Origin of the sequence: Providencia sp. PROV255, from assembly GCF_028478065.1 — a bacterium.
GTDB classification, from domain to species: domain Bacteria; phylum Pseudomonadota; class Gammaproteobacteria; order Enterobacterales; family Enterobacteriaceae; genus Providencia; species Providencia rettgeri.
In genome coordinates, this window is the sequence record NZ_JAMPMI010000024.1 from 1 (window position 1) to 16,947 (window position 16,947).

A 16,947-nucleotide genomic window follows, 5' to 3' on the forward strand; every position below is an offset into this window, starting at 1 on the left:
CCCCACAGGGATACTGTGCGAGAAAGCTTGCTAGACTTATGATTCAGGCTTAAACATCGAGTGAGTCCATTACTTAAACGAACAGTCTTTCCGCTTATATTAGGCATTCATGGCAGAGGTCGCCATCATTCTCCTTTCTTGTTTATTGAATTTATTAAATCACAACTCCGCATCGCCAAAATCGACCAGCATCAACAAATACGATTTATAATCGATTAGCGTCAACAAATATATTTGTTACATGAATAATCTAGCGTCAACGATATTTAGATCGTCCAGCATCAACGATTTTAGCGGACTTACGAAAAGTGACATGAAAAGTTACAGGGTTTGCAGTTCTATAGTCTAGCATCAACAAATTTTCAATTTAGTTGATTTTATTATCTACAAATAAAATGTTACAGGGTAACAAATTAAAGAGAAAATCTGTGCCCTGATAACACTCAAAAACTTCGTCACCGGTTGTGGTCATGTGACTATGAATGAAAGAAAATGAATCATAACTGAGGGTGGCACCATGACAGGTATCGTAGTTCGCGAAGAGCACGTCGAACGTATCCAGCGTTTCAACTCACTTCAGAGCGGCCAATACTGGCGCGCAAAGCAGGATATTCCTGAAGAAGCCATCCTGGGCGATGAGGTGCTACTCATCGAATCCCTGCGCTGGGTTGAAAACCAACTGCATACCGTCATCCTTCGCGCCCATCCGAAGCATTATGACCAATATGCTACCTTTGTAACCGTTGATAAAAACGGTGCTTCCCATAGTGTTAAGCGAACCGTCAAAGAGCACAGATTCCTGTTTAACGACTTCGTTGAGCGTTTTGAATACGCTGATGATGCGCGCCAAATCCGTGACGCTGAAGTTGCATTGTGCCAGCAACGAGTAACCGACCTGACTCAGTCGCTGTCGAAATCTCTTGCCAGCCCTGAGGCTATGAAAGCCATTGTGGCTGAACGTATTGAGCAGAAAGCTGCGGTGAATGGTCAAAGCCCGAATACATTGCCAGCTATCAGCAACAACGCTATTCGCCTGGCTACGGGCTCAGTGGGTAATGCGATCGCAGCAGGCGTAACGGAAGCTGACATCAAGAGCATGCGAGATGCGGCGGAGCAAAACCACCAAATCGCAACAATCCAATCCGAGTGGATCCAAGAGCGCAATACCGAAATTACTGCGGCCGTGCAGGCCGTGGTGCCTTATTTTGCTGAAATGGCAGCGGCACAGCTGGCTGCAACGGAAGACGCACGTTCTCAGGTAGACAAACTGATGGACGGTATCCAGTCTCTGGATCTCTACATTGGTAAAAATGTCAATGTGAAGGTGATCCGCAAAGGGCAATCCGCCCCCAGCAATGAGCCACTGACTTTTGTTCAGCAGAAATTAATGGTCGATGAAGAGTTGGCCATCTACCACGACTTAAGTGACTGGTTCGATTTTGGTGACCTGGATAAGTTTTATCATGCGCTGTGCAACACCCCTGCGCTGGTGGATCAGATTTTCCCTTCACCGCGCTGCGTGCTGGTCATGGCGACGACTCGCCGCTATATCGACTACAAAGACCGTTTGGAAAACATGATTAACAACAGCGAGAATGCCAAGGTATTCTTGATGGTTCGCGACGGCGAAAATCTGTATCGCATCGTATCCCCAGTGGAATCCCACCTGGGTGCAAACATGCTGTTCCCGTCTCGGGACGAGCAAGAGCGCTTGTTCCGGGGGATGGATGGGGAGCAAATTAAATTCCAAGACGTCGCTTATTCCGATCGCCTGAAGGCGCACGAGCGCATGGCACTGCACTATAAGCGTTTCCTGATCATGTGTTGTGGCCTTGACCATCGCGAGCAGCTGTTTGGTGATTTCTACGACCGGAGTTTGGGGCTTAATTTTGTGTCGATGAAATTCCAAGAGCTGCATTGCCGTTTCATTCATGATGCAGACGGCACTGGTATGCTGAGTAACCCAGAAAATAAAAAGTACCCATCCTTGGCTGACTTTATCGAATGGGCGAACAGCCACCTGCGTAGCGGTTCTCGCGTGATGTGCCAATGGCATTCACTGGCGAACCCAGAAACGGCACCAGGCGCAGCCAAAGAGAATGACGATCGCTCCTATGGCTCCTTCAGCTTTACCGTGGACTTTAAAGACGATCGCAACGTGGCTGTTGCCTTTATCAAAGATGGTCTGTTGCATGTTAAAGCGCCGGTCAGCAAGACCAGCTACAGCAACAAGAGAGGAAGCGTAACGCGTGACTATAACGTCAACGTCTGCATCGAAAAGTACAACAAACAGTGGAAGGAAGACGACTCGCGTTTGCCTTACCTGTGCCTGGATGCAGTGACCCCAGAACACCTGGAGCACTATATCTATACCCGCGCTGTGCGGTCGAATCACACCTATTACATTGCACTGTTTAAATCGTTGGCAAAGTACCTGCGTGAAGAGCGTCAGTCAGAGAAAAAGTCTCGCGACCTGCTGAAAGCGGCGCTGGTGGAAGGGCGTGTGGGAAATGAATCCGATCACGATACCGTTATCGACAAAACGGTCATGGCATGGCGCGCTGCGAACCGTGGGGCTCCTTTGGCGGAGGCGATGGCCGACAATGCGCAGTGGGAAAACCTGTTGGGCATGATGGATATGATCGCCTGTCGGGGCATGAATATGCTGCCTCAGTTAGTCGATTTCGCATGCGAAATTAAGGCCGCACCATTGCGTCTCATTGTGAACACAAACGGTAAGTTATCGCTGTACGTCGCCCCTCGGGATGACGAACGGGACGACCGTTTAGAGCCGCATGTCTGGGTGCAACGCATTAACTTCAACCTGATGAAAACCGGCATCAAAGAAGTCTCCCGTAGCTGGGTGAAATTGAACGCTTCCAATGTGGCGGAAACCACAATTCATGAATGGCCGGAGGCGGAGGCGTGGAAAAATCTGACTGCTGCCTTTGGCAGTTATGAAGAAAAACAGGAAGCGTTTAGCTTTGTGGAAAGCCGGGCCGGTGATCTGCATCGTTTAAACCCAACGAACCAAAGACGCCTGGCGGAAATGGCTCATCTTTGGAAAGAAGCGTACTACGAGATGAACTACGTCCATGATACGGGCGGACAAGTCCAAATTCCGGCGTTGATGATCCCGATCGGTATCCGTATCGAAGGGAGTGAATGGAACTTTGTATACGTGGGCTCTCTGAGCCGATCGGTACACTGCATCTATCAGCTGCTGGAAAGTGAGAGCTCCAAGAGCGGCCTGGCGGAGATGTATGCCTCGTACTACAAACACCCAGAAGGGCGCATCAAAGAACTGAGTACAAAGAACGTTGACATGTGGATGTTTTCCTCCAAGGAAATCCCCGACATGAACATGTTCAGCACGAACAAGGATCTCGAATACACCGGGCTGGACTATTCACTGCATAGCAACTCGGTATCCGAAATTCACAGCTTTGATGTCCGCTGGCGCTACGCACAAGAATACGTGTCACATCCGCATCGCTCAAATATCACGTTGTGGCTGGCAGAGAGTCTGCGTGATGAAAGCGGCAGGCCTATGATCGATACACTGCTCGGCAGTCCTCACCTCCACCTGGATGAGCCTGTCGATGTGATTGAAGTGACGTTGCCTCAGCGTTATGACGATCCGCATAAAGCGAAGATTGCGAAGACAAAAGCACCTTTCAATCACGCTCATTGGTTCGATATCTGCCCCGTTGGGTACAACGAGAATCAATGTCTGGAAGGCATTATTGCGCCGGTAAAAACCTTTACCAGAATGACTTTTGCCAACAAAGAGTTGGCGCTGCATTACATCTTTGCTCGTAACGCCGAGGCAAGAAAATACCAGACCGGTTACTTTACAGAGGTTGAAGTGCCTGAGCCTGAAGGCGTGACACGCTGGACAACGCGTAATTAATACGGTGTATGAATAGTTTTTTTAACCGCCCCCTTGGGGGGGCAATTTGGAGGTGAATGTGTCCCAAGAATTTAACCCGATCCCGCGCAATGTGATGTTCACGGAGTTCCTTCAATTGTTGGAGGAAGATGGCTTGCCAGAAAATCATCTGACAACGGTCCGTAAAATTTTTGCGGAGATCACCCAAAAGGTAAATGAGTTTGGGCCAGAGCGTGGAGCGCTGCTGGCGCTGGCGGAGGCTCACTCGCCGTTTTATCGAGAGTTAAAAGCGGAAAAGGACTTTATCAGCGGCGTGCTGAATATGCCGATTTTTTTCCACGGCTAAATGTGACGGATGGCTCAAAATTCAAAACCGCTTCGGCGGTTTTTTTATTTGGTGAGTTTTTTAATTCTTGAGTAAAGTCGCTTATTAAAAGGGCTGTGAGCAACTCTTAATTAAAAAACCAATTTTACTGTACGGATATTATAAAAAAGATACTGTACAAGAAAACTGGTACTGGGATGAAAAACATGTACAATGCAGTTAACTTTGTACATAAATAGGCAGCTAATATATGAAAAAGAGCTATGGTGGTATATTAGAAACTGCTCAGCGTGCTGACATCATGTTGAACGGTCTAAGCACTCAAATTGAGCAACAACGCATCGAATTTAATCAAACTGGGTATTACCAGACATTCACTAAAAATGCCGTAGCAAAGCTCCCTATGCTTAATAAACGCGCTGTTGATTCCGCAGTTTCTGAAATGGAAGAAAGTGGATACGAATTCAATAAGCGCCAGACTGGAAAGACATCACAATATGCATTAACTCTTCAGAATGTTATTGATATCTACAAACATCGTGGCGTAGAAACGTACAGAGATAAACGCGAAGGGGGGTTCACAGTTTTTGTCATCAACCTTAAAGGTGGTGTTTCGAAAACTGTGAGTACAGTTACCCTGGCTCATGGGATGAGGGCGCACCCATCTTTAATTCAATACGATCTGCGAATCCTTGTTATAGACTTAGACCCCCAAGCGTCGAGTACAATGTTCCTTAGTCATCAAAACAGTATTGGCTCCATTGCTGAAACGGCCGCACAGGCCATGCTTAATAATCTGAGTAGAGAGCAGTTAAAAGAGCAGTTTGTTAAGCCAACTGTAATGCCTGGTGTTGATGTGATCCCAGCCTCTATTGATGACGCATTTGTGGCGAGTGAATGGGGCCCATTAGTGGAACAATACTTACCTGACACTTCACCGAGTGAGGTTTTACGCAAAAATATCGTAGAACGTTTGAAAGATGATTACGATTTTATCCTGATCGATACAGGGCCTCATCTTGATGCTTTCATGCTGAATGGTATAGCAGCCAGTGACTTGCTATTGACCCCAACACCACCAGCACAGGTGGACTTTCATTCTACAATGAAATACCTGACACGATTACCTGAAATGGTCGAGCGAATTGAGAATGAAGGTATCGACCTGAAACTGCTCGGTAATATCGGCTTCATGTCAAAAATGGGAACAAAGCAAGATCACCAAACATCGCATAGTTTTGCTAGAGAGGTTTATGCAGCTTCGATGCTTGATGCATCGTTATCTCGTCTTGATGGTTTTGAGCGATGTGGTGAATCGTTCGATACGGTCATCAGTGCAAACCCTGCTTCATATCCGGGGAGCGCAGACGCGCTTAGGAAGGCAAAAGGGCAGGCAGACGAATTTGCACGCGCAGTATTTGACAGAATTGAGTATTTAAGGAGTTCTAAGTGAGCGGATCAGCATACAAACAAGTCCAAAAAATTGGTCGCCAAATGGGTAGTTCCCCAATAACAACGATGCTTGAATCGGGAATTAATCAAAGCAAGATATTTACGCTTGCATCCGGTTTAAAAGTTACTTTTTCAAGACAAATAATTCCAGCCGCCGAAATTGAAACGCGCACCTTTGTTGATGCAAAAATTAATGGTAGGGACCAGGACACACTAACTGAGGAATCAGTTAAAGACATTGTCAGAACGATTGTACTGCAACAGTTCTTCCCCGCAATTGGCAGAATGGTTGGTGAGCGAATTGAGATCCTAGATGGTTCCCGTCGTCGCGCAGCTTGTTTGTTTGCTAATGTCGATTTTGAAGTGCTGGTGGCATCTGAAACGATAAGTGTGGATGATGCGAGACAACTAGCGGCTGACATTCAGACAGCAAAAGAACATAACCTGCGAGAGCTCGGTATACGTTTTCAAGTGATGCATGATCAGGGAATGAGTAAATCTGAGATCGCAAAGGCGGAAGGTATTTCAAATGCGAAAGTAACCCGCGCTTTTCAAGCGGCCGCTGTTCCTGGCGTAATGGTGTCGCTGTTCCCTGTAGTGTCCGAGTTAACGCTACCAGACTATAAATTTTTGCTGGATTTTGCTGAGGAAGTGAAGGTTAAGGGTGCTGACCTAGAAGAAATCACTCTTGAAATAATGGATAAAATAGACGGCGATGATGAGATTGCTTTAATGCCTCCTGAAGAAGTTAAAGCCCGAATTATGCTTTATTTCAGAGATGCGCAAATAAGTAGGAAGCCACCATCAGCGGTTAGCCCTGTTGTTACCACTGAGTTATTCAAAGGTTCAGATCGACGTATTTATGCACGTCGTAAAATAAACCCAAAAAATCGAACGTTCTCTTATGAGTTCTCTCGTATAGATAAAGAAGTTCAAGAGAAAATAGATGAAGCCATCCAAGCAATTCTTGCATCAGAACAAAAATAATATGAAGTAATGTTAGCGGCCAGGAAACTGGTCGTTAACCATATCAGATAGACGTGTTTTTCATGTAGTAGAGAATGTAGCCAGAAAATACCAGGTTGCCATTAGATATTTCAGCTTCAAAGCATTCTTTTAATTCATCAGGGGAGTCGAACCCGTATTGGTTTAAACTATTATCTGAAATACTTTTTAACCGCCAATAGTCAAATCCATTTATTTCTCCATGCTCACCAAAGTCAAAATCAACAACGCCTGATTTTAAATGCACGGCACAGCCGTAACCGTGTTTGAAATACTTCACCCCTCCATTTAAAACACCTTTGAAAGGAAGGGCATTGCAAGCCCATTCGTTGTTAGACTTAGGCAACGCGATACCTGAGAGTTTCATTAATTCAATGGCTTCAGAAATGCGTTTTAAGTAATCATTGATGAGGTTACGAAGACGAGCATCCATATTATTTACCTTGTTATTAATTTTAATCCAAACATTAACCTCGTTCGCCAAGATGTCAAGTAAGGGGAGGGGTTGTGATTTGATGTTTAAAAATTTCTTCAGCGGTTGTATGCGGGGGACAATGGCCTGGTCAACAACAACCGTTAAGTGAGGAAATATGATCACCTTGTTCTCAATCGTAGCCTCAACGTCTGGTGGGGCACTGCTTTTCATCGTTCTCGGTATTCCCTGTTCCGCGATAGTCTGGTTGACCGTAGATGGATTTAAAGCAAAGATCGCAAAAATTGCTCTTTGCTCATTCGCGGGGTTCCTCCTGTTGTTCGAGGTGACTAATGTTGCGATGAAAACGCAGCAATCAGTGGCCGTTTCCATCGTGAAACGGGTGCCGTTACCTGCTTTCCCTATTGCGGACTCAGAGGCAAGCCACCTGAAGTCCGAGTATCTTCAGGCCATTGCAACTGCGTCGTTATTCGGTGAGGCTATGCCAACCCGGCGAATGATGGATGTTCAGGCCAGGGCGGAAGTGCTGGTGCAAGAGCAGAATGAAAAACTGATCCGGGTTATCAACGGGAAAGGTTAAGTTACCCCATTTTGAAACGCTCACTTCGGTGGGCGTTTTTATTTTGCTATACGTTCACCTGGTTGAAGGTTTTCCCGCGCATAGTAAAAAACAGTATCCAAATTATAGGTGAAAGACTCAGCGGTAATCGTGAGCTCAAGACCGTCATCAGAATAAAACTGCATAATTCTAACTGGATCTGTGGGGGTAAGATCTGGTGTTGATATTGCCTTTATGAATTTTAGCTCTACACCTGTACTCCACTCCGTATTGCCTTGTATTTTTATCGGGCGCTGAGCAATGATCTCGATGTTATGGTAATAGGAAAAATCATGGCTTCCGGCGATAATCAGTTCATAACCATTAAAACGGTGAAAGTAAAAATCCAGCCAGGGTAATCGCCACTCATATTTTAAAATGGAATTGATAGCACATAGGGTGAGGGGGGGGGATATTGTCACATTAGGCTCTCCATCTCTTTTATCTGTAATTTAATCACAAATCAAAATAATTCAAAATAATATAGTTTTCGCTATTCGTCAGCGGTTGGGGTCATGGTTTACTCATTGCATAGAAACCAACAAGGTGAAACTAAATGAACGACATGAAAACGGTCAAATTATTAAGAGATAACGCCTTCTGTCACGCTAAGTGGATGGATTTTAAAACCATCTTAAGCGAGTCACCTTTTGGTGTTTTCCTGGAGTTTGTAGACCCGCGCAATAGAAGGTTGGTTCAACATCTTTTTCCGTTCTGGTGCAAACCACAGAAAACGTATAAGCCGATGGGTAACGTGTTCATGACCCAGTGGCAGGGATTAACACTGACAATCCCGTCTGACGTCGATTGGTGGATTAAGGCTCAATCCAACGGCATTGGAATGCGTCGTATCGACCAAAGAGTCCAGTTTATAAAGCACGGGGAATATGTGGAGGTGAATCTGAGAGTCGAAATGGCAACTATCATCCGCATAAACCCTGAGTTTTCACCCGAGTTCGACGCTGCCACACATGCTTAGCGTCCGATCATGAAGTGGGCTTCCCAAACCCACGATACCCCTTAATGCCCATCCCCCTCGATGGGCATTTTTTATGAGAAAAATCATCACGTAATCACTTCGTCAGCGGTCAATCCCATGCTTGAATAATTGGGTAAACAAAATGAATAAACCAAGGAAATTGCGATGATCCCATTAGTGAATGCAAACGAAAAACGCGCTGAAAACCATTTGGCTTCAGCTATCCGCTTCAACGGTTCCGTTTTGACTGTCCGCGAGTGGATTGACGCGCTGATCGCGCAAGGCTACAAACCACACGCCAAGGCTGTCCTGAAGGGCAAAGAAGCCAGCCGCATGCAGATGCACCGCTGGGACAATAGCCAGCAAACTGATCACATGAAGAAACGTGCTCAAGCAGGCACTAAAATCGAATACACGATGTTGCACGATGAAAGCGGCAGTTTCTACGACCTGAAAAAGTTTGCTCATGACTATGCGGTGACGCAGAGTGGCATGCAAAGCGCTGAGCCAGAAGACCGCTGCTTCATTATTTTTGCCATCCCGCAGTTACGCCGGGGCGCAGACTATCAGCGCTGTGTGGCTGCGTACAAACCTGATCTTGCCGAGAGTGAGCAACGCGCGTTAGGCGTGCTTCGTTGTGACTTCCCTCCAGCGCGGATCTTGTGGTTCGGCGTAGCAAAAACCCAAGAGCAAGCCTTTGCGCTGGCGGAGGCTGTTCCGGCATAAGGGATTGCCCATTCAACATTAAAGCCTGTGCTGTGATGTACAGGCTTTTTTTTGTCCGCAAAGCGTAGGCCTTTAACGTGGATAAAAAAAGTATCTTTTTTAAAATCATCGCCAGTGTATCTTCCTGGAAAATGATATGAAAACAGCCTTATTCCTTACCTTGATTCTGCCCGCCATTGCCTTTGCAAAGCCACTGTTTATCGGTGATAGCTTGACCTATACCCTCGCCACCAGCGCAAAGAAACATATCCCCGTTGAGGGACTTTACAAGGAGAGTACAGGGCTTACCGAACGCAGTGCGGTGAGGTGGAACGATTATGTCCAAACGATGAGTTTTCAGGACTATGAGACTGTGGTTATCTCTCTGGGGGCTAACGATGGTATCGGTGCGAACCAAGTCACGAGCTATCAGCAGAAGGCAACCCGGTTTATCCGGCAAATCCAGCAGAGTAACCCCAGTGCGTCGATTATCTGGATATTGCCACCCGCAATGAAGAACCCGGTCACGGAAGCCGCGCTGGTGAATACCCGAAAGGCAATCCGTCTGGCAGTCGATGAAACACAGATCGCCACTTTCGATCCTGAGGTCGCAATTGGTCGTCAATTTACCCTGACCGTAAATGATGTTCAGGTGAGAACCCAAGATGGTATCCATTACACGAGCAAAGGTAGCGACTTGATAATTGGGCGGCTGTTTAGCCACTAAACAAGCAGGGGATTAATTTTCTCTTGAACCACTTTGTCAGCGCTTCACCTGTGGGATGATCTTCATATCAAACCAACACTGGTTTTATGAGGATGAACTATGGGTGCCAATCGCAGAAATAAATTCGGTGTCAGCCGTCGCTTTGCTGTCCGTTATGACCGGGTAAATGATCCGGAGTACATGGCTTTGGTTGAGCGGTACCAGACAACCAAAATAAATAGCCAATCGGGCAAGGCGGGTGATGACGACCACAAGGAAAGCGTTCGCGCGCTGCATTATTACCACGGAAAAATTGCCGTGGGATCCTTCCGCTAATACCATTTTCAGCGGCCGATATTGTTTCTCAAAATAACCTCTTTTTTATTATTCGTCAGCGGCTTAGGTCGTGTTTTACTGGTTAGGTAAACAAAACAACGATACCAATAAAAAGAGGTTTTCTATGTCAGCAACTCCAACATGCGTTCAGTGCTATTTCGTGTCCTACAAGCGTGATGCGCAAATTCCTTGGGTTATCAGTGAAGAGCGCAAACAAAAGACCATCAGCGCCGATAAACGCAGCATGACCTTTGGTCTGAATCGTACTGATGGCGTAAGTGAAGCAGGTAAGTTCTTGCGTCGGTTTAAGCCGCAACATCCCTACATTCAGCAATTAGATGCGCTGTTGGCATCCGAATCACCGAATGAGCAGGAACTGACGGAATTGCGTGACGCTATCAACGCGATGGAGTGGACGCCGGAAGAACTTCTGGCTGAGCTCGTGGAAGACGGTGCCGATTCAATTGTCATGAACAGCGTTTTTTACCGTGAGAACGGATTCTTTCATACCGAAGTCTCTGCGGCAGTGAGTCTTCCGGATGGAATTGAACCGATGGAGTTAAGTGGTGAAACGGTGATTAAGCAGATTTACGACGAGAATAACGTTCAATTTATGTATTAGTCATTAGCCGTTCGGTCTGATTGCAGGCCGAACAATTATCGCAACGAGGAAACCCGTTATGAACCAGCTGAAAATCGACAAGCAGAAACAGCAATACGTTTTCACTCAAAACTCTGGTGTTTTCAAGGTCGGAATTGCCCTGCTGGCGAAGCGGGCAAAAGCCGTGGCGCAGTGGATGGGCATTGCCGAACCGAAGAGCAAAGCAGGCTCTTTCGAGCATTACACCGAGTGTATGGCAATGATGGAAAAAGGGCATCAGTACGCTAAGCGCACCGGTTTGCAGTGCAGTGGCAACCTGAGTCCTCAGCTGGTGGGCTACGAAGGCGCACGGGTGTCCGTTGTCGATAATGCGGGGTACACCCGTAGTTTCTGGGTGGCGCGCACTCTGGGATGGATGCCAAGCCATCTTGAAGTCGAGCGCCTTCCTGCAATTTTCGGTCAGGACGACGAAGACGACGCTCTGGCAGCTGAAGTCTATCAATCTGTCGTGGTGATCGGGTAACACAATTCAAGCCGTCAGCGTGGGGTTGGTGGCTAATTTAATATCAATAAGTTGGGGTAAGAAATGCAAGTATCAAACGACGTTCTCGCAGTTCTGTCTGAAGCGCGAGTGGATGGCAACAAACTCTTCCTGGAAGGCCAGCTGGATCGCCGCCTGTACACCAACACCAATAAGGTGCTGGAAGCCGCTGGCGGGAAGTGGAACCGCAAAGAGAAAGCCCATATTTTTGATGGCAGTGCGGAAGGGCGTATTGACGACATCATCCTGTCTGGGTCTGTTGTGGTGCCGAAAGACGACTTCAACTTTTTCCCTACGCCGGAAAAAATTATCAATACGATGGTCGCCAGTGCCAATATTCAGGACGAGGATCGCGTTCTGGAGCCGTCCTGCGGTGACGGTCGCATCGTCAAAGCGGTGGCTAAAGCGGCAAAAAACCTCAGTATTGTCGCCGTTGAACTGGATGAAAAGCGTGTCCAGCAACTGAACAATGATCCTGAAATCATGGCTCTGGTAAACCCTGAATTTACGGGCACAAGCCTTGAACTGGTCAACGCTGATTTTCTCAGCCATGAAATGGATGAGAAATTCGATGTCATCATCATGAACCCGCCTTTCAAAAACAAGGCCGACATCAAGCACACTAACCGGGCGTTGGATCTGCTGCTTTCAGGAGGGATTTATACGCAAGGCGGTCGCCTGCGGGGCATCCTGTCTGCTGGCGTGCTGTTCCGAGAAGATACCCTGACCAAGGCCTTCCGTGAGCGCGTGAAGATGCTCGGAGGCTCATTCACTGAGCTGGAAGACAAGGCTTTCAAAGAGTCCGGCACAATGGTCAAAACCGTCCTGCTGGAAGTTGACCTCTAACCGATAATGTCAAAGCCGCCTTCGGGCGGTTTTTTCGTCAGCGATATCTGCTGAGAGATACTGGAACTCCCCGAGACCGGGGGAAACGCCATCCAAAATAAGGCGCTTAAAATAGCGCAGGGGGAGAGATGAAGCCACGAAATATCATCAGCGTGAATCCTAATTCAACTGTCTTTGGCGACCAGGGTAGTTGGGTTAACGAACACTTGCTGGAGGTGCTGATTAATCGCGGCATGTTCAGTTCGGCGTTAGAGCGATATCGCCAGAGGGGTAAAGGCGTGATGTCTGTTCCCGTGCATATCAGCATCCGGTTGTTTGGGATCAGCGTATCGGGTGCGCACATGCTCATTACGCCTTATGGGTTGGTGTGCAAGTTCGATGATCAAGCATTGGGTGAGAGCTATTCATTCGATGTGAGTGGTGAAGCACGTAAAATGTGGAAGCACGTCTGCCATATTGGCTAACAAAGTCTGGGCGAGTGGGGGGTTGTCATGCAGGCATTACTGATCGGTATTTTAACGTTAATGACATTGTCCATGTTGGTGCTGTGGGGGTTGTATGCAAAGTACCAGTATCACGAAACACACAAGCAGCCAGGGCAGCGAAGTCCAGCGGTTGTGTGTCTCTCGTTGGCGGTTAAGTATGTTGGCCTCTTTGGATTGATGTTGACGGTGTCAGCGGCTTTCCTGGGCTCGTTTCATATCCCAACTTCAGGGGTGTTTGTGTTGATAGCCTTCGTGCTGCATGCGAGTCTTGGTGCGGCCTGTACTGTTCAGCACAACCGGCAGTTACATCGGTAAGATTGCCCGCAGGATCCAAAAAGAAACCCGCTCTGTGAACTGCGCGGGTTTTTGTGTCAATTGCAATCATATTTATTAAAAATAAATATAGCTTCGCTATTGTTTGCTCCATTATAAATAAAGGTGGCAGTGACTGGATAACTAGAATTATTGAACCAGGGTTTATCACACCAACCTAACCTCACCATTTGCAGGACATTTCCTTTAAGTAAATCACTAATTTCATCAGTCAAATTAACAGATAAAGTGTATGTAAATATAATCCCGTTTGGATTGGTTTTAACCTTTTCTGCCACGGTATATTCATCAATGCGTTTTGGTAAATTTTTATTCAGTGTGGCAGCCGCCGCCTCCATCTCTTTAATAATAGACAAATTAGCATTGCTTAGCGCTGGAGTAGAAACGAGAATGCTGCAAAAAAACAAAGGTAACACTAATAGTTTAGAGGTCATATGTATTCCTTTCGCTGAGGTTATTTTTCATAATCGCTTTGTGCCAAAAACTCATTAAACGCGGCAAATTCTGGTGCATTGTTTTCATAGGCATCTATTTTGGCACAAATCGTGTCTATGAGTGGGTTGCTGGGGTCATGCTCAACAAGGTGTTCCACTGACTGAACTGCTTTTTCATAATCAGTTCGTGAAAGACTGTCACCCTGTAATTGCGCGAGACGGAGCAGATTTTGAGACTCTTTTAAATTGTCTTGAACCATCTTTTTTTGTTCTCCAAATTCAGTTTCCAACTTGATGCATTCGCGCTTGATAAACATCAGATTTTAAAGACTATAGCGCTAAGTTTTGATATTGCAAAATAGGCAACAAATAAAATATTTATTCCGCTATGTTTTCTTCGTCAGCGGACAAGGTCGTGTTTCAATAAAGAGGTTAACAAAACAAACAATACCAATAAAAAGGGGTTTCCTATGTACTGCACAGTCAAAGAATTAATCGCGCACCTGTCCACAAAAAATCAACACGCTGTTGTGCTTTCCAAGCTGTGGGATACTGAAGATATCCACCAAGTCTTGTCCGACAATGAGATGGAGCCCATCTCTGAATATGAGGCACACAAGGCGCTTCAGCTGGTGGATCGCACACATGATGCAAACATCGGTATTTCCTGGGATACGCTGCTCTGTGCAGTTGAATCACCAAGAGTCCTCACTGATGAGCAATATGCGATGGCTAATACCTGCTTCACTGTACCTCGCGAACTGTACTCCGTCTGTAACGAGGTGACGATCCCCGCCGGGTCTATCACCGTCGAGTTTGATGCGTTTGAGCTTCGCTCAGCGCTCGCTACGTCCAAACTCACCATTGCAAAAAAGCATGAGCTCGGTGGCTTTGTTAAATCAGTTTCCGACAACTGTGATACACCCGTTTTTCACTGGAGCGTTTACGCGGAATGCCGCAATGGAAAATGCACGATCTGCTTGCAGGATAATTTCCAGACCAAAGAATATCGCTGGGTCGAAAAAAGCCAATCATAAATCGTCACTGTAACGCACTCTACGGTGCGATGGGCAACTCATCGCACCATTTCACGTAAAACACAATAAAACGGCTGAGGATCGGTTTGAGAGAGCCTCAGAGTTATGACGAGGTAACCTGTGCTGACTGAAATAAAACTCCAAGAAAATATCCGATGCTTAAATGTCTCACTGAAATTTGACAAGTCAGCATTGATTGACGCTTTTGCAGTGTTGGAAAGAAACCCGCAGTTTCTCAATGTCGTCATCTACAGCGAAGCGACCTTCGACGATTTTGATGACGCTGATGAGAGTGTTGAAAACTGCATGACCGATCCTGTGCTGGCTGTGTGGCGTTCAGGGGCGTGTTTAACCTGGGTAGACCGCGTTGATGATACGGAATTTCAGTGCGATTTGCCAAAGATCAGTGTCCTGAACTCGCTGGAGGAAAGCGAGTGAACAGTGAACAAGCCATCAAGAATTTGAGACGCACTATCTGGGACTTGTCGGGGCAAAAAGAAGCGCAGGCAGAGCGTGTATTGGCCTATCTGAAGGTGCGAGTCAACCGCGCCAAGGGGCTGGTGGTGCTGCCTCATAGTCCAAAGCCTATGACATTCATGGAAGCGATTAAACTGGGTTACATTAGGCAGCAAGGCAACTGGAAAGACGCGCCCTGGGTCTTTGATAACCGGATCATGCCGTCGGCCTCTGCTGCGCTTGATGAAGCCAACAGACAACTCAAAGCCCATTGGGCAGGATAACTATCCAGACAAAACCAGCGCCTGATTTGGGGGCTGGTTTTTGCTTATCCACTTTTCAACAGGCTAGATCCTAATAATTAACCTAATTAGTACCTAATAGATCCTAAAAGATCCCCGTAGCTCGCAGGCAGCTGGTGGCGTGGCTTACAGAGGATTGTGGTGAGTTTGAAAGGGAAAAAAGTGGGTTTGAAAGGGAAGAAAGTGAGTTTGGAAGGGATTTGGGTGTGGTACAGTGGGAAACTCGGTGAGTCTGAAAGGGGAAAGCCGAGTTTTTATTCACAACCATGAGGGGTTATGGTTTGATGCAACAAAATTGCAGTAATAACATCCTGTTATTCAAGGATGCGATACCTGCTGACGAAAATTCGTCACACAGGAAACTCACAGTAACAAACAGTTCAAGTGTTCAACCCGTCTCGTTATTGCGGCTTGGCGTGTTTACACCGAATATCCGATCGAAAGGGAAAGCTGGAAAACCGTTGGACGCGAGCGAATCGCTCTGCCGCCTGGAGTACGCCCGCAGTGAGGGCTACACCAACGTGGTGATCTCCGGTCCACAGCTTAACTATTTCATTGATTTCCGTTGCTGGCTTGGGATTATCCATTCGTTTAGCGCAAGCGACGAAGCATTGCACGGAAATAAGATTAAGGTGAAATTCAGCGAGTTCTCGCAGTATTGCGGGTATCCGTCGAAGCGGCTAGATTCGAAATTGCGTAAGGAGATAGCCGATTCATTAACGCGTATCAGGGCGAAAACGATCACTTTCACCTCGCCTGGCACCAAGAAATTCATGGTGACAGGCTTGCTGCTGAAAGCGGAGTTCGACATCGTTGACGACCTGGTTGTGCTGGAAGCTGATGAGCGCCTTTGGGAGCTCTACAGCAATGACCACTTGAGTTTGTTGCGACGCAAGCCGTTACTGGCTTTGCCAAGAAACGAGACAGCCCAAGCGCTGTATACGTATTTTGAAGCATTGCCTCGACAACCTGCGCCGATCCAGATGTCCCGGCTACGCGAGCGGTTGATGATGAACGGTAGGGTCGCTGACCAAAACCGAAAAATCGCCGATGCGCTCAACGAACTGAACAGTATTGGCTATTTGCAATACGAAGTGATGAAGGCGGGTCGCGAATCGGTTGTGCATATTCATAACCGTAATCCGACATTGGATTAAGAGAGTCAAATCGGAGACCCGTCGAAAGGCGGGTTTTTTATTTGGGTAAACAAAACGAATGTAGAAGTGAGTTTGAACGGGTGATCGGGTATGCGAAATTGGCAAGAACGGTGAGCTGTAGCGGGAAGATGCTTTCAACAAGGTGAGGCATAGCGGGTAACGGGATAGAAAAGTGAGCTGTAGCGGGTAAAGCTTGGCTGTTAAATGTACAAAAAGCCTTTTTCAGTGAGAAAAATGGTCATATCAGGCCTTTTCCGAAAGGGGAATGGGTCATATTCCGACCCCAACCCATTCAAACTCACCTTTTGCCAGTGGCTTTGATAA

22 protein-coding genes are annotated in these 16,947 nt (G+C 46.8%); 18 read left to right on the forward strand and 4 right to left on the reverse strand.

The annotated features are described in order from the left end of the window. Positions 1-517: 517 nt before the first annotated feature. The 4 genes from PR725_RS18745 to PR725_RS18760 all read left to right on the forward strand — a co-directional run bounded on the left by PR725_RS18745 (position 518) and on the right by PR725_RS18760 (position 6,656). Positions 518-3,913 carry a hypothetical protein gene (locus tag PR725_RS18745; protein WP_272570010.1) on the forward strand — a complete coding sequence of 1,132 codons (3,396 nt, stop codon included), beginning with the start codon at positions 518-520 and terminating at the stop codon, positions 3,911-3,913. A 58-nt stretch (positions 3,914-3,971) separates the two neighbouring features. After that, entirely contained in the window at positions 3,972-4,238 is a 267-nt protein-coding gene (locus tag PR725_RS18750; protein ID WP_272570012.1) for a hypothetical protein, read from the forward strand. 229 nt (positions 4,239-4,467) lie between these two features. Further along, a complete protein-coding gene (locus PR725_RS18755; protein ID WP_272570013.1) occupies positions 4,468-5,670 on the forward strand; it encodes an AAA family ATPase in 1,203 nt (400 codons plus the stop codon). Between the two features lie 41 nt (positions 5,671-5,711). After that, the gene (locus PR725_RS18760; protein ID WP_272570173.1) at positions 5,712-6,656 is read left to right on the forward strand and encodes a ParB family protein; all 945 of its coding nucleotides are present in this window, start codon (positions 5,712-5,714) and stop codon (positions 6,654-6,656) included. A 43-nt stretch (positions 6,657-6,699) separates the two neighbouring features. On the opposite strand, the gene PR725_RS18765 is transcribed toward PR725_RS18760, so the two are convergent. Then, positions 6,700-7,320, reverse strand: a complete 621-nt coding sequence (locus tag PR725_RS18765; RefSeq protein ID WP_272570014.1) for a DUF6896 domain-containing protein — start codon at positions 7,318-7,320, stop codon at positions 6,700-6,702. A gap of 127 nt (positions 7,321-7,447) precedes the next feature. On the opposite strand from PR725_RS18765, the gene PR725_RS18770 reads away from it, so the two are divergent. Further along, positions 7,448-7,687, forward strand: coding sequence for a hypothetical protein (locus PR725_RS18770; RefSeq protein ID WP_272570015.1), 240 nt, complete (start codon positions 7,448-7,450; stop codon positions 7,685-7,687). A gap of 38 nt (positions 7,688-7,725) precedes the next feature. On the opposite strand, the gene PR725_RS18775 is transcribed toward PR725_RS18770, so the two are convergent. Continuing rightward, a complete protein-coding gene (locus tag PR725_RS18775; RefSeq protein ID WP_272570017.1) occupies positions 7,726-8,127 on the reverse strand; it encodes a hypothetical protein in 402 nt (133 codons plus the stop codon). Between the two features lie 134 nt (positions 8,128-8,261). On the opposite strand from PR725_RS18775, the gene PR725_RS18780 reads away from it, so the two are divergent. The 9 genes from PR725_RS18780 to PR725_RS18820 all read left to right on the forward strand — a co-directional run bounded on the left by PR725_RS18780 (position 8,262) and on the right by PR725_RS18820 (position 13,219). Continuing rightward, on the forward strand, positions 8,262-8,684 hold the full coding sequence (locus tag PR725_RS18780; RefSeq protein ID WP_272570019.1) for a hypothetical protein: 423 nt from the start codon (positions 8,262-8,264) through the stop codon (positions 8,682-8,684). A 165-nt stretch (positions 8,685-8,849) separates the two neighbouring features. Continuing rightward, positions 8,850-9,410 (forward strand): hypothetical protein, encoded by a 561-nt coding sequence (locus PR725_RS18785; protein WP_272570020.1) that lies wholly within the window; start codon positions 8,850-8,852, stop codon positions 9,408-9,410. Positions 9,411-9,546: 136 nt separating this feature from the next. Continuing rightward, entirely contained in the window at positions 9,547-10,116 is a 570-nt protein-coding gene (locus PR725_RS18790) for a DUF459 domain-containing protein (protein ID WP_272570021.1), read from the forward strand. A 99-nt stretch (positions 10,117-10,215) separates the two neighbouring features. After that, positions 10,216-10,431 (forward strand): hypothetical protein, encoded by a 216-nt coding sequence (locus PR725_RS18795; protein WP_272570022.1) that lies wholly within the window; start codon positions 10,216-10,218, stop codon positions 10,429-10,431. 124 nt (positions 10,432-10,555) lie between these two features. Further along, the gene (locus PR725_RS18800; RefSeq protein ID WP_272570023.1) at positions 10,556-11,053 is read left to right on the forward strand and encodes a hypothetical protein; all 498 of its coding nucleotides are present in this window, start codon (positions 10,556-10,558) and stop codon (positions 11,051-11,053) included. Positions 11,054-11,111: 58 nt separating this feature from the next. Next, positions 11,112-11,555 carry a hypothetical protein gene (locus PR725_RS18805; RefSeq protein ID WP_272570024.1) on the forward strand — a complete coding sequence of 148 codons (444 nt, stop codon included), beginning with the start codon at positions 11,112-11,114 and terminating at the stop codon, positions 11,553-11,555. Between the two features lie 63 nt (positions 11,556-11,618). After that, positions 11,619-12,419, forward strand: coding sequence for a methyltransferase (locus PR725_RS18810; protein ID WP_272570025.1), 801 nt, complete (start codon positions 11,619-11,621; stop codon positions 12,417-12,419). 128 nt (positions 12,420-12,547) lie between these two features. Then, on the forward strand, positions 12,548-12,883 hold the full coding sequence (locus PR725_RS18815) for a hypothetical protein (RefSeq protein ID WP_272570026.1): 336 nt from the start codon (positions 12,548-12,550) through the stop codon (positions 12,881-12,883). A 27-nt stretch (positions 12,884-12,910) separates the two neighbouring features. Beyond that, on the forward strand, positions 12,911-13,219 hold the full coding sequence (locus tag PR725_RS18820) for a hypothetical protein (protein WP_272570027.1): 309 nt from the start codon (positions 12,911-12,913) through the stop codon (positions 13,217-13,219). A gap of 56 nt (positions 13,220-13,275) precedes the next feature. On the opposite strand, the gene PR725_RS18825 is transcribed toward PR725_RS18820, so the two are convergent. Together PR725_RS18825 and PR725_RS18830 are read right to left on the reverse strand one after the other, a co-directional pair. After that, positions 13,276-13,671, reverse strand: coding sequence for a hypothetical protein (locus tag PR725_RS18825; protein WP_272570028.1), 396 nt, complete (start codon positions 13,669-13,671; stop codon positions 13,276-13,278). Between the two features lie 20 nt (positions 13,672-13,691). Further along, positions 13,692-13,961 carry a hypothetical protein gene (locus PR725_RS18830; RefSeq protein ID WP_272570030.1) on the reverse strand — a complete coding sequence of 90 codons (270 nt, stop codon included), beginning with the start codon at positions 13,959-13,961 and terminating at the stop codon, positions 13,692-13,694. A gap of 180 nt (positions 13,962-14,141) precedes the next feature. Here PR725_RS18830 and PR725_RS18835 point away from each other — a divergent pair, with 180 nt between their 5' ends. From PR725_RS18835 to PR725_RS18850, 4 genes are all read left to right on the forward strand, one after another. Beyond that, positions 14,142-14,708, forward strand: coding sequence for a hypothetical protein (locus PR725_RS18835; RefSeq protein ID WP_272570032.1), 567 nt, complete (start codon positions 14,142-14,144; stop codon positions 14,706-14,708). Between the two features lie 120 nt (positions 14,709-14,828). Then, entirely contained in the window at positions 14,829-15,146 is a 318-nt protein-coding gene (locus tag PR725_RS18840) for a hypothetical protein (RefSeq protein WP_272570033.1), read from the forward strand. After that, positions 15,143-15,448, forward strand: coding sequence for a hypothetical protein (locus PR725_RS18845; protein WP_272570034.1), 306 nt, complete (start codon positions 15,143-15,145; stop codon positions 15,446-15,448). Before PR725_RS18840 ends, PR725_RS18845 begins: the two co-directional genes overlap by 4 nt. Positions 15,449-15,750: 302 nt before the next feature. Then, on the forward strand, positions 15,751-16,623 hold the full coding sequence (locus PR725_RS18850) for a RepB family plasmid replication initiator protein (protein ID WP_272570174.1): 873 nt from the start codon (positions 15,751-15,753) through the stop codon (positions 16,621-16,623). Positions 16,624-16,947 lie beyond the last annotated feature (324 nt).